At 73.9% G+C, this 12060-nt stretch carries 12 protein-coding genes and 1 pseudogene; 6 read left to right on the top strand and 7 right to left on the bottom strand.

Going from position 1 to position 12060, the window contains the following annotated elements:
* Positions 1 to 13 precede the first annotated feature (13 nt).
* The 3 genes from ABZV34_RS05625 to ABZV34_RS05615 all read right to left on the bottom strand — a co-directional run bounded on the left by ABZV34_RS05625 (position 14) and on the right by ABZV34_RS05615 (position 1731).
* Positions 14 to 178: a hypothetical protein gene (locus tag ABZV34_RS05625; protein WP_356271592.1), complete on the bottom strand. Its 165-nt coding sequence runs from the start codon at positions 176 to 178 to the stop codon at positions 14 to 16.
* 131 nt (positions 179 to 309) lie between these two features.
* Positions 310 to 1371: a trypsin-like peptidase domain-containing protein gene (locus ABZV34_RS05620; protein ID WP_356271800.1), complete on the bottom strand. Its 1062-nt coding sequence runs from the start codon at positions 1369 to 1371 to the stop codon at positions 310 to 312.
* A gap of 57 nt (positions 1372 to 1428) precedes the next feature.
* The gene (locus tag ABZV34_RS05615; protein ID WP_356271590.1) at positions 1429 to 1731 is read right to left on the bottom strand and encodes a trypco2 family protein; all 303 of its coding nucleotides are present in this window, start codon (positions 1729 to 1731) and stop codon (positions 1429 to 1431) included.
* A gap of 236 nt (positions 1732 to 1967) precedes the next feature.
* Between ABZV34_RS05615 and ABZV34_RS05610 the strand changes: the two genes are divergently transcribed.
* Both ABZV34_RS05610 and ABZV34_RS05605 read left to right on the top strand, forming a co-directional pair.
* Positions 1968 to 2138, top strand: a complete 171-nt coding sequence (locus ABZV34_RS05610) for a hypothetical protein (protein WP_356271589.1) — start codon at positions 1968 to 1970, stop codon at positions 2136 to 2138.
* A gap of 179 nt (positions 2139 to 2317) precedes the next feature.
* The gene (locus tag ABZV34_RS05605) at positions 2318 to 4063 is read left to right on the top strand and encodes an HEXXH motif domain-containing protein (protein WP_356271587.1); all 1746 of its coding nucleotides are present in this window, start codon (positions 2318 to 2320) and stop codon (positions 4061 to 4063) included.
* Between the two features lie 92 nt (positions 4064 to 4155).
* Here the strand turns inward: ABZV34_RS05605 and ABZV34_RS05600 are convergent.
* Positions 4156 to 4797 (bottom strand): annotated as a pseudogene (locus tag ABZV34_RS05600) (aminoglycoside phosphotransferase family protein); the annotation flags it as partial.
* A gap of 34 nt (positions 4798 to 4831) precedes the next feature.
* On the opposite strand from ABZV34_RS05600, the gene ABZV34_RS05595 reads away from it, so the two are divergent.
* The 3 genes from ABZV34_RS05595 (at position 4832) to ABZV34_RS05585 (ending at position 7477) form a co-directional block, all read left to right on the top strand.
* A complete protein-coding gene (locus ABZV34_RS05595) occupies positions 4832 to 5485 on the top strand; it encodes a rhomboid-like protein (protein WP_356271585.1) in 654 nt (217 codons plus the stop codon).
* A 10-nt stretch (positions 5486 to 5495) separates the two neighbouring features.
* The gene (locus tag ABZV34_RS05590) at positions 5496 to 6908 is read left to right on the top strand and encodes an FAD-dependent oxidoreductase (RefSeq protein ID WP_356271583.1); all 1413 of its coding nucleotides are present in this window, start codon (positions 5496 to 5498) and stop codon (positions 6906 to 6908) included.
* A gap of 95 nt (positions 6909 to 7003) precedes the next feature.
* Positions 7004 to 7477: a GNAT family N-acetyltransferase gene (locus ABZV34_RS05585; RefSeq protein WP_356271581.1), complete on the top strand. Its 474-nt coding sequence runs from the start codon at positions 7004 to 7006 to the stop codon at positions 7475 to 7477.
* Here the strand turns inward: ABZV34_RS05585 and ABZV34_RS05580 are convergent.
* The 3 genes from ABZV34_RS05580 to ABZV34_RS05570 are packed head-to-tail and all read right to left on the bottom strand — an operon-like array spanning position 7466 to position 11208.
* The gene (locus ABZV34_RS05580; RefSeq protein ID WP_356271579.1) at positions 7466 to 8956 is read right to left on the bottom strand and encodes an MFS transporter; all 1491 of its coding nucleotides are present in this window, start codon (positions 8954 to 8956) and stop codon (positions 7466 to 7468) included. The two genes, ABZV34_RS05585 and ABZV34_RS05580, sit on opposite strands and share 12 nt — an antisense overlap.
* A gap of 56 nt (positions 8957 to 9012) precedes the next feature.
* Complete coding sequence (locus tag ABZV34_RS05575; RefSeq protein ID WP_356271577.1) at positions 9013 to 9993, bottom strand: zinc-binding dehydrogenase; 981 nt, start codon at positions 9991 to 9993, stop codon at positions 9013 to 9015.
* 48 nt (positions 9994 to 10041) lie between these two features.
* A complete protein-coding gene (locus tag ABZV34_RS05570) occupies positions 10042 to 11208 on the bottom strand; it encodes an NAD(P)-binding protein (RefSeq protein ID WP_356271575.1) in 1167 nt (388 codons plus the stop codon).
* A gap of 126 nt (positions 11209 to 11334) precedes the next feature.
* On the opposite strand from ABZV34_RS05570, the gene ABZV34_RS05565 reads away from it, so the two are divergent.
* Entirely contained in the window at positions 11335 to 12042 is a 708-nt protein-coding gene (locus ABZV34_RS05565) for a pentapeptide repeat-containing protein (RefSeq protein WP_356271573.1), read from the top strand.
* Positions 12043 to 12060 lie beyond the last annotated feature (18 nt).

The following is a 12060-nucleotide window of genomic DNA, read 5'->3' as shown; positions in this document are numbered from 1 at the left end:
GGCCCCGGCGGCGTCAGTCAAGACGCCCGGGGCCGAAGCCGCTGACGCTGGAGAGTGGTTGGTCGATGCCCCGCAGCAGCTCCTCCAGGGATGTGGCGAAAACCCGACCGTCCATGGAGCGCAACGTTTCAAGGGACACCCCCGCGAGATCGACAAGATTGGACTCGACGGCGGCCACAGACGGCTCCATGACGGCCAAACCCCTTCCCCCCGGCTACAGATGTGGATGCGGGCTGCTCACATCCTCCTGATAATGGCCCGCCGCACCGGGGATGAAACCCCGCGTCCGCGCGGCCCCGCCATATCAGGTCAGCGGCTCCCATCGGCCCGGCGGTGGCGCCGGGCCAACTCCACCGCCTCCTGGTCCATTCGGGCCACACCGACGGAGTCACCCTCCAACAACCGTATCGCTTCGAGCAGTTGGTCGAGGGTCCCCGGATAGCGCAGGCAGGTGCCGAGGATCCCGAACAGGTCCGGCCGCAGAGCCGGTGACCGGGGGCTCATCGCCGAGACCACCGGGTCGATGCTGTCCAGGAGCAGGGTCAGGGTGATGGGGCCGCGCACCGTGGGCAGACCGGTCAACGCGCCGACCAGACCGCTGAGTTCGCCGAGGGGGAGCCGGTCGGGGAGATGGGTCAGGGCGAACGGGCCCGGCGAGGCGGTCTCCGGGGAGGAGAGCCGGACCAGGTCGGGCGCCGAACGGGGCAGCCCGGCGCGCTCGTGCAGCACGGCCAGTTCGGCGCCGGTCAGCAGCTCGTACCAGCGGTCCACGCGTACGGCGGCCAGCCGGCCCAGGCCGTCGGTGCGGTGGTGGGCGCTGACCAGGCCGACGAGTGTGCCGTCGTGCCAGACGGCCGCGCCCGACATGCCCTCCCAGGGGGAGCGGTCCGGTTCGGTGTCCGACTCCGGCGGGGTGACGGCCAGTTCGAGGGTGCCCTCACGGCGGTTGGACAGTACCGAGGTCATTCCCGTGGCGTGGCAGGAGTCGCGGTACTGGGACGCCGAGCCGTCGTCGAGCAGTCGCATCCGGTCCTCGCGCAGCTTGAAGCGCGGAAAGCCCATCGCGCTGCACGGCAGGACGACGTCCGCGTCGGGCACCGCGCCGTAGGCGGGCGGTTCGGTCACGGCCGCGTCCACGCCCCGCGGCACGGACCCGGTGATCTCCAGGAGCGCCACGTCCGCCTTGTCGGAGGCCAGGAGCACCCGCGCGGGCGCCGTCCACTCCGCGGCGCGGTCGGCCTCGAACCGTACGCCCGCGGTTGCCCCCTCGGCGTCGCGGACCACGTGCGCGGCGGTGAGCACGCAGCGGAGCCCGACCCGGTACCCGGAACCGCGCCGCCCGGGACCCCGGCCCGCCGCCGGACGCACCATCACCTCCGCCACCCGGACCGGGTCAAGTCCGCGGCGCGGTTCCGGCCCCGGCACGGCTCAGCGCTCCCGGCCGGCCTCGGCGCCGCCCACCCACGGCGCCCGTCCGCCGCCGCTGTGGGTGCGCGGATCGAGCGTCAGTTTCACCCGGTGCGTGACGCCCTCGGCCACGCGTCCGTCCGCGCCCGCCTCCACCACCCAGAAGCGGATCTTCCCGCCCGCCGTCGCCGACCGCTCCACGACCACGGCCGCCTCCAGTTCCACCGGACCCACCTCGAAATACAGATCCTCCCCCTCCGCCGCCGTCCGGGCCGCGGTCAGTTCCCTGCGCAACTCCTCGATCAGTTCAGCGAGTTCAATCACACCCGGTCCCTACCCGTACCGCCCACGCGCCACTCGGTCCGGGGCCGTCACCCGATCCGGGGCGATTGCGCGATGTGGCTCTGTGTGACCCCTCCGATGCACTAGGGTCACTCGAGCAGCCTCAAATCACTGGAAAAGCCATATTTCAGTGATACATAGGGCATTGATCGCAGATCTTGCACCACACCTTGCACCACACCTTGACCGCACACCTTCACCGTCACAGGGGCACCGCCATGGAGAAGTCCGGAGTCGAGTCCGAGCTGATCGACCTCAGCGACGTTCCATGGGACGCGTGGCCCCGTCTCGACCTGCCGGCCGCGTCGGCCTCCATGCGCCGCCTGCTCAGCCGCGTCGACGACCCCGCCGGCAGCCTCGGCGGCTACAGCCCGCAGCGCGAGGCCTAGCGCCCACTGTCGTTCGGATCACGCGCGGCGGGACGCCGGAGAGGCACGTGCGGATCGGCGCCCCTTGTCCGGCGCCCCCGGTCCGGCGCCCTCCGGTCCCGACGACACCCCCCAGCCGCCGGAGCGACCGCCCGAAAGCGTCGCCGTACCCTCCCCAGCAGCGACGAACAGGCTCTCCCATGCACCAGACGGCCCGACCCCACGTCCTCTCACCGCGGGCGTTCGACGAACTGCTGGGCGGCGGGGGCGGCCCCGCGACGGTGGACACGCTGCGCAGGACCGAGAGGAGCTGGCGGCTCCTCGTCGTACGGGCCCTGCTGGACTCGGCGACGACGGCCCCGCCCGGCCCGCTGCCTCCCCTCGAGGAGGGCTGGCGGCTGCTGTCCCGCGCCTGGGCCGCGTCCGAGGAGGCGCGGGAGGCGGTGGAAGGGCTGCTGGGGTATCCGGCGGTCGGCGTCTGGGCGTCGCACACCCTGCGCCGGCTGCGCGGGACCGCCACGGACGACGCGCCCCTGTGGGCGGACACCGGTCACCTCCACGCCATCGCGGCGGCCGGGGCCGTCCGCGCCGGTCTGGAGTTCCGCGCCGAGATCCCGGTCCGGCACGGATGGGCGGTGCTGCCCGCGCTCGGGGCGATGCGGGTACCCGGATCGGCGGACTGGGACGTGGCCGAGGTCTCCGCCTCCGCCGGACGCGTGCGGATCGCCGGGCGCCCGCTGGAGGGACCGGACTGGCGCGCCCTGACGGAGCTGCGCGCGGCCGGCTGCACCCTGCTCCTGGACGACACCGACCCCTACCGCGACCTGCGGAGACCGAGCCGGGTCGAACCGGTCGCCACGGCCGACGAGTGGCAGGCACTGTTCGCCCCGGCCTGGGACATCCTCCGGCGCACCGACACCGAGGGCGCCCGGGCGCTGGCCGGCGGCCTGGTGTCGGTGGTGCCCCGCCCGCGCGCCGAGCGGTTCCGGCCGCACAGCGCGTCGTCGGGCGAGGCCTTCGGCGGCGCCCTGGCCTCGGCGCCGGACGACGCCGAACAGTTCGCCGCGACGCTGGTGCACGAGTTCCAGCACAACAAACTCAGCGCGTTCATGCACCTGTTCACCCTGTACGACGACCGGGACGACCGACTGCACTACGCCCCCTGGCGCGACGATCCGCGACCGCTGGGCGGCCTGCTCCAGGGCGTGTACGCCTTCTTCGGGGTCACCGCGTTCTGGCGGCGGCGCGTCCATGTGCTCGGGCAGTTCGAGTTCGCGCTGTGGCGCTGTCAGACGGCGCACGCGCTGCGCGCGATCGGCTCCGCGGACGGGCTCAACGAGCTGGGGCGGCGGCTGGTGGCCGAACTGACGCGGCGCGTCGAACCCTGGCTGGACGAACCGGTCGACGTGCGGGCCAGGGCCGCGGCGGCCCTCGCGGTCGCGGACCACCGGGCGAGCTGGCGCGCCCACCATGTGCGGCCGTCGGCGGAGACGGTCCGCGCGCACGCGGCGGCCTGGTCCCGCGGTGAACCGCTGCCCACGGCGCCGCCGGACGCGCCGCCCGTCCCCGGCGGCCCGCACGGCAGCCCGCCGCTGCGCGGGTTCGACACACGGGCCGTGCTGCTGCGGTGGCTGCTGGCCGACCCGGCGGGCTTCGCGGCACTGCGCGACGACCCCGGCGCCGTCGTCGCGGGCGCGCTCGACGAGGACGTCGCCCTGGTCGAGGGCCGTACGACGGAGGCCCTGCACGCGTTCCACGAGCGGGCGGTCCGCGGCGGCGACCCCGACGCCTGGGTGGGACTCGGTCTGGCGGCGCGGGCCGGCGCGGACCGGGCCGGTGAGGGTCTGCTGGCCCGCCCGGAACTCGCGATGGCCCTGCACACCGCGCTGGACGGGCGGGCCGGCCCGCTGGAACTGGGCCGCGCCCTCGCACCCGCGTGTCCGTGAGCCGCGGGGGCGGTCCGTGCCGGGCACTCCCGGCGCCGGCCGCGCCCAGGTCCCCGTGACCCGAATGGCGGACACGCGGACCACGTGATCTCCCGCAACCGGCGGGCGACCTCCAGCCGAACGGGTTCCAGCGGGCGGCCGTCCTCGATCTCCCACAGAGTGTTCTGTAGAACACGGCCGAGGGTCCGGGCGCGGGCCCGCGCGCGCTCCAGACCCATGACGTCGGTCATCGCGTCGAAGCGCCGGCGGATCTCGCCGGGCTCGAAGCGGTTGCGGAGCGCGGGACAGAGTTCGGATCCGGGGTCGCCCGCGAGCGGCTTGGGTTCGATGGCGACCCAGGGAGCGCGCCCCGCGACGCGGTCGCCGCCGTGATCGGTGTCGGTGTCGTAGGCGTCGTCGTGGACGTCGTCTTGGTGGAGGCCGCGCAGGACATTGTCGTAGGGGAGGTCCCAGTGGAGGAGACGGTCGCGCGGCTCGGTCACCACCCCGCGCACCGCCGCGGCGCGGTCCTCGACGAGCCGCCGGTCGGACGGGTCCGGAATCCGCCGGAGGGCCCCCGGTACCCGCTCCAGCATGTCCGCCGCGACGTCCCCGAGCCGGCGCACGCCCTCCGGTGCCGCCACGGCCGTCAGCCGGGTGAGCGGCCGCGCGATGACGAGGGCGGCCTCGCGTGGGTCGGAAAGGTGCGTCAACGTACGGGTGTGGTCGAGCCGTTCGAGCAGCAGGGTGCGGGTGGCCCCGACCCTGCGCGCGGGGGAGTGGCCGCCCATGCGCGTTGACCGGATCCTGCGTTCCGTGGGGAGCTACCTGCGCAGCGCCCCCGGCACCTACATATGGCTGGGCGTCCTCTTCGTCACCACCGTGGCCCTGCACCACATGTCGCCGGACTTCGAGGAGGACTTCCTGCGGCAGCGGTCCACCAACATCCACGAGCTGTCGAACGACCCGCTGCGGGTGCTGATCTCCAGCGCGATGTGGATCGACGGCGGCTACTGGTTCCCGTACGCCTTTCTCTTCACCGTGTTCCACGCGCAGGCGGAGCGCTGGCTCGGCACCCTGCGCTGGCTGTTCGTGTGCGTCGCCTCGCACGTGCTGGCGACGCTGGCCAGCGAGGGGGCGCTGCTGGAGGCGGTACGGCGCGGGATCGCACCGGAGTCCGCCGTGAACACTCTCGACATCGGGGTGAGTTACTCGCTGGCGGGAGTGATCGCCGTCCTCACGTACCGGATCCCGGCGCCCTGGCGGTATCCGTATCTGGCGGCGGTCCTGGTCTTCTACGGGCTGCCGGTCCTCGGCACCCCCACCCTCACCCAATGCGGACATTTCCTCTCCATGGTGATCGGTCTGGGCTGCTATCCGCTGGTCAGAGGCCGCGGAAAAGCACGGAATCCGAAGGAGACACTGGCCGCTCCCAGGGGTTAACGTCCCGGCCATGAGCAGCAGCGGCACGGGAAGCGGCACGGTCAACGGCGGCATCTCCTTCTGGTACGCGGACGACGGGCTCCCCGTTCCGCGCGAGCCCCTGCCGGGCGACGCGACCGCCGACGTGGTGATCGTCGGGGGCGGCTATACGGGTCTGTGGACCGCGTACTACCTGAAGAAGGCGGCGCCCTCGCTGCGCGTCACCGTCCTGGAGCAGAGGTTCTGCGGATACGGCGCGTCGGGGCGCAACGGCGGCTGGCTCTACAACGGCGTCGCGGGCCGCGACCGGTACGCGAGGCTGCACGGCCACGAGGCGGCGGTCCGTCTGCAGAGGGCGATGAACGACACCGTCGACGAGGTCGTCCGGGTCACCGCCGAGGAGGGCATCGACGCGGACGTCCACCGGGGCGGCGTCCTGGAGGTGGCGTACACGCCCGCGCAGCTGGCCCGGCTGAAGGCCTTCCACGAGCACGAGCTGTCGTACGGGGAGCGGGACCGCGAGCTGTACGGCGCGCGCGAGACCGCCGAGCGGGTCCGGGTCGCGGACGCGGTCGGCTCGGCCTGGACGCCGCACGGGGCGCGCCTGCACCCGGTGAAGCTGGTGAAGGGTCTGGCCGCCGCCGCCGAGGCGCTCGGGGTGACGATCCACGAGCGGACGCCGGTGACGGAGATCCGCCCCGGGCACGCGGTGACGTCGCACGGAACGGTCCGCGCCCCCTACGTCCTGCGCTGCACGGAGGGCTTCACCGCCTCGCTGAAGGGTCAGCGGCGCACCTGGCTGCCCATGAACTCGTCGATGATCGCGACGCAGCGGCTGACGCCCGAGCAGTGGGCGCGGATCGGCTGGGAGGGCCGCGAGACGCTCGGCGACATGGCGCACGCGTACATGTACGCGCAGCGCACCGCCGACGACCGCATCGCGCTCGGCGGCCGGGGTGTCCCGTACCGCTTCGGTTCGCGCACCGACCACGACGGCGGCACACGGCAGGCGACCGTCGACGCCCTGTACGGGATCCTGGTCCGCTTCTTCCCGTCGCTGGCCGGCATCCGGGTGGAGCACGCCTGGTCGGGCGTCCTCGGCGTGCCGCGCGACTGGTGTGCCACGGTCACCCTGGACCGCGCGACCGGCCTCGGCTGGGCCGGCGGATATGTCGGCTCGGGTGTCGCCACCACCAACCTCGCCGCCCGCACCCTGCGCGACCTCGTCCGGCTGGACTCGGGTCAGGCGGGCCCGACCGGGCTGACCGGCCTGCCCTGGGTCGGCCACAAGGTCCGCAAGTGGGAGCCGGAGCCCTTCCGCTGGATCGGCGTGCACGGCATGTACGCGACCTACCGCACCGCGGACCGCCGCGAACTGACCACGCGCGGCGCGGATTCGTCCCGGCTGGCACGGCTGGCCGACCGGGTGGCCGGACGGCACTGACGGGGGTGGCACCGGCGGGGCGGCACCGAGGGACGGGCCGAGGGGCGGCGCCGGCGGGGCGGTCCCCCGCGCGGCGGGTGTGTGACACTGCGCCCATGATTCGCGCCGCCACCCCCGCCGACATCCCCGTCATCCACGCGATGGTCCGTGAACTGGCCGAGTACGAGAAGGTGCCGGACGAGGCGCGGGCGACCCCGTCGCAGCTGCGGGAGGCGTTGTTCGGCGAGCACCCGGCGGCGTTCGCGCACGTCGCGGAGGAGGCCGGGGAGGTGGTCGGGTTCGCGCTGTGGTTCCTCAACTTCTCGACCTGGCGCGGGGTGCACGGCATCTACCTGGAGGACCTCTATGTGCGTCCGCAGGCGCGTGGCGGCGGCCACGGCAAGGCGCTGCTCACCGAACTGGCACGGATCTGCGGGGCGCGCGGGTACGAGCGGCTGGAGTGGTCGGTGCTGGACTGGAACCGGCCGTCCATCGAGTTCTACGAGGCACTCGGCGCGCGTCCGCAGGACGAGTGGACGGTGTACCGGCTGACCGACGGGGCGCTGCGGGAGCTGGGTTCACGGGACTGACTCGGGGACGGGGGCCGTCCCGAGCGCGTGTTTGGGGGCCTTCGCGGTGACCAGCAGGCCGGCGATCAGACCGGCCAGGAGCATGATGCCGCAGGCCCACCAGACGGCGATCGTGTAGCCGTGCACGATGCCCTCGCGGACGACCAGTGCCCTGCGGGCGGGGCCGGTGAGGTGGGCGGCGATGTAGGTGGCGCCGCTGGTGGTGGCGACGGTGTTCAGCAGGGCCGTGCCGATCGAACCGCCGACCTGCTGTGAGGTGTTGACGGTCGCGGAGGTCACCCCCGAGTCCCGCGGGGCGACGCCGGCGGTGGCGGTGGCGAAGATCGGCATGAAGATCAGGCCCATGCCGAGCCCCATCAGGAGCATGCCGGGCAGCAGCAGACCCGTGTAGTCGGGGTGCACGGTCAGCCGGGTGAAGACCAGCATTCCGGACGTGGCGAGGAGCGTGCCGGGGACCATCAGCACGCGCGGTGCGACGTGTTGCAGCAGCCGCGCGGAGATCTGCGTCGAGCCGACGACGATGGCGGCCGTCAGAGGCAGGAAGGCCAGGCCCGTCCGCACCGGTGAGTAGCCGAGGACGACCTGCAGGTAGTAGGTCAGGAACAGGAACATGCCGAACAGGCCGATGACGGCGAGTGCCATGGTCAGGAAGCAGCCGGCGCGGTTGCGGTCCCGGACGACGTGCAGGGGCAGCAGTGGGCTCGGGGCCCGCTTCTGCCACCACACGAAGGCCGCGATCAGGGCGACGCCGGCCGCGAGCAGGGCGAGGACCAGCGGGTCCGTCCAGCCGCGCGGCTCCGCCTCGCTGAAGCCGTAGACGATGGCGACGAGGCCGCCGCAGCCGAGTACCGCACCCGGGACGTCGAGGCGACCGCCCCGGTAGCCGGGGCGGTCGCGCAGCAGGGTGGTCGCGCCGACGACCGCGACGACGGCGACGGGGACGTTGACGTACAGACACCAGCGCCAGTTCAGGTACTCGGTCAGCAGCCCGCCGGCGAGCAGTCCGATCGCCGAGCCGCTGCCGGCCAGGGCGCCGTAGATGCCGAAGGCCTTTCCGCGTTCCCTCGGGTCGCTGAAGGTGGTGGTCAGCAGGCTGAGCGCGGACGGGGCGAGGAGGGCGGCGAAGGCTCCCTGCAGGGCGCGGGCGCCGTAGAGCATGGGGGAGCTGGTGGCACCGCCGCCCAGCGCGGAGGCGGCCGCGAAGCCGATGAGCCCGATGACGAAGGTGCGTTTGCGGCCGACCAGGTCGGCGATCCGGCCGCCGAGCAGGAGCAGGCCGCCGAAGGCCAGGGTGTACGCGGTGATGACCCACTGACGGTTGCCGTCGGACATGCCCAGGTCACGCTGTGCGGAGGGGAGCGCGATGTTCACGATGGTCGCGTCCAGGACGACCATCAACTGGGCCAGAGCGATGATCACCAGACCCCACCAGCGGTGAGGATCGGCGCCTGCGGGTTCACCTGTTCGGGTGACACTCACCTGCCCAGAAGACCATGGATCGGTGGGTGACGCACCTTTCGGCGAGGCCCTCCCGCTCACGGTTCCAGGACCACCTTGCCGAGGGTGGCGCGGGTCTCCAGAGCGCGGTGGGCGGCGGCCGCCGAGGCGAGCGGGAAGCGGGTCAGGGCCGGGGCGAGACGGCCGGCGGCCGCTTCGGCGAGGGCACGCAGTTCCAGGGTGCGCAGGGGGTCGGGGCCGCCCGCCCGGCGCGTCATCGCGGTGCCGAGCACCTGCTCGGTCACGCCGGGCACGATCAGGGGTCCGCCGTCCCGGATGCCCTCGGCGGACCAGCCGAAGACGAGATGCCTGCCGCCGGGGCCGAGCAGGTCCACGGCGGCGCGGGCGGTGGCGCCCCCGACGCCGTCGAGGACGAGGGTCGCCGTGCGGGGGCCGAGGTACCCGCGGACCCGCGCCGGCCAGGTGCCGTCCTGGTGGTCCACGGCGAGGTCGGCGCCGTTCTCCCGGACCAGGGCCACCTTTCGCGGACCGCCCGCGATACCGATGACGGTGGCGCCCGCGCGCCGGGCGTACTGCACGAGAAGGGTGCCGATGCCGCCCGCGGCCGCCGGGATCACGGCCACGGTGTCCGGGCCCCACTCGGCGAACTGCACGATCCCCATCGCCGTACGGCCCGTTCCGATCATGGCGACGGCCTGGGCGAAGTCGAGGTTCTCCGGTATCTCGTGCAGGCGGCCGGCGTCGGTCACGGCCAGTTCGGCGTATCCGCCGGGCGCGAGGCCGAGGTGCGCCACGACCCGTCTGCCGAGCCAGCGGCCGGGGGTGCCCTCGCCGAGCGACTCGACCGTGCCGGCGACCTCGCGGCCGGGGACGGTGGGAAGCGTGGCGGGGGCGGGCGCGGGGCCCCGGGCGCCTTCGCGCAGGGCGGTGTCCAGGAGGTGGACACCGGCCGCGGCCACGGCGACACGGACCTGGCCGGGGCCCGGTTCGGGGTCCTCGGTGCTCTCATAGGTGAGGTTCTCGGCCGGGCCGAAGGTGTGCAGGCGGACGGCGTGCATCGGAAGGGCTCCTCGGGGTGCGGGCGGTGAGGAGCCCAGCTTTCGACCTCAAGCGTGCTTGAGGTCAAGGCGTTCCCGGATGCCGAAGGCCAGGGCGACGGTCTCGAGCGCGCTGTTGAAGGAGACCTCCGAGAGGATGCCGGGGGCGGCCACCTGGTCCCCCGCCAGGTAGACGCCGTCGCCGCGGTCGAGCGCCGGGCGGTCGCGCCAGGTGGTGCCCGGCGGGTCGACCGCGCCCGTACGCCCGAGCGCCACCGCGTCCCGCCGCCAGGTCACGCGCTCGCGCCAGCCCTCGAAGGCGAGGTCGAGAAGGTGTTCGGCGCGGGCGGCGCCGTCGCCGCGGGACTCGTGGGGAGCGATCGGGAACTGTCCCTGGACGAGTTGCTCCCCGTCCGGGGCGAGGGTGCGGTCCCGCGCCGTGGGACGGTCGAGCCGGCCGGGCGCGTCAAGGTCGGAGAGGGCGTAGGGGTCGCCGCGCCGGGTGCGCAGGGCCAGGTCCACGAGGGCGGTCCGGCCGCCGGTCCAGGTGAGGGAGTCGTCCCCCAGGAGACGGCGGGCGGAGTCGAGGGAGGTGGCGACGACGACCGGACCGTGGCGGTCGGGGAGCGTGTCGACGCGGGCGAGGGTCTCCACGCGGACGCCGAGGTTCCAGGCGCGGGCGGCCATGCGGTCGACGACGGTCGCCCAGCCGCCGCGCGGATGGCGCGCCTCCGCGGGCAGCCGGGCCGCCCTGCGCAGCCGGTCCTGCACGAAGGCCGCGGAGAGCGCGCCCGGATCGTGGTGGAACAGGGTGACGGCCGCGTAGTGCGCGGCGGCGCGGGCGCCCTCCTCGCCCGTCCGCGCGCTCGCCCAGCTCAGGAAGTCGGCGTCCACGGGCGCCTGCCGGGCATCCCGGCGCAGCAGTCCGATCAGGGCGAGGGGCGGGGTGCGGCGCAGGACACCCCGGTGGTGCAGGCGCAGCCGCGCGCTCTCCCGGGCCGGTACCGGGGCGAGGGGTCCGGTGAGGCCGCGCTGTGTGAGCCAGGTCCAGTGCGGGCCGCCGCCGTGCAGCGTGTGCGGGCCGTTGTTCGTCCGGTACGGGCCGTCCGCGGTGCGGGCCCGGCCGCCGAGCGTGTGGTGGGCCTCGTACAGCGTGACCCTGGCGCCTGCCTCGGCGGCGGTGATGGCGGCGGTGAGCCCGGCGAGGCCGCCGCCGATGACGGTCAGGTGGTGCATGGTTGGCCTCTCCCTGCGGTCGGGGTCGTCTTGTCGAGTACGACTGTTCGCGGGGCCGGAATGTGACATCGGGGGACAGGACCGCAGGTCGGAGGCGTTGTCAGTGGGGGAGTGCAGGATGGGGGCATGGTGCGGAAAGCGGCGGGCGGTACGGGCAGGGCGGGCGGGGTGGTGAAGGGGGCGCGGCGGCCGGAGCTGCGGCTGCCGCCGCTGGAGCCCCATGAAGGCTCCGCGCTGGAGCCGGACGGGGACTATGACGGGCTGGAGTTCCGGGAGGCGGACTTCGCCGGGCAGGACGGCGGCGGCGCGCGTTTCATGGACTGCGCCCTGACGGGGTGCGCGCTGGACGAGACACGGCTGCACCACGCGCGCGTGCTGGACTCGGTCCTGACGGGCATACGGGGTGTGGGCACCGACCTGGCCGAGTCGACGTTGCGCGACGTCGAGCTGGTCGACGCCCGTCTGGGCGGAGTGCAGTTGCACGGTTCCGTGCTGGAGCGCGTACTGATCCGCGGCGGCAAGATCGACTACCTGAACCTGCGCAGGGCGCGCCTCAAGGACGTCGTCTTCGAGGGCTGTGTGCTGGTGGAGCCGGACTTCGGAGGCGCCCGGCTGGAGCGCGTGGAATTCGTGGACTGTGTCGTCAAGGGCGCCGACCTCACCGCGGCGACCCTGGTCGACGTGGATCTGCGCCGTGCCGCGGAGCTGGACATCGCGCGGGGCGTGGACCGTCTGGCGGGCGCGGTGATCAGCCCCGCCCAGCTGTTCGACCTGGCACCGGTGCTGGCGGCGGCGCTGGGCGTGCGGGTGCACGGCGACGCGGCTGAGGTGTGAGGGCCGGGGCGAGCTGGA

It is taken from the genome of Streptomyces sp. NPDC005195 (genome assembly GCF_040608315.1).
Taxonomy (GTDB): Bacteria; Actinomycetota; Actinomycetes; order Streptomycetales; family Streptomycetaceae; genus Streptomyces; species Streptomyces kaempferi.
The sequence above is the reverse complement of the archived record's forward strand: the minus strand, read 5'-3'. Positions and strand labels throughout refer to the sequence as shown.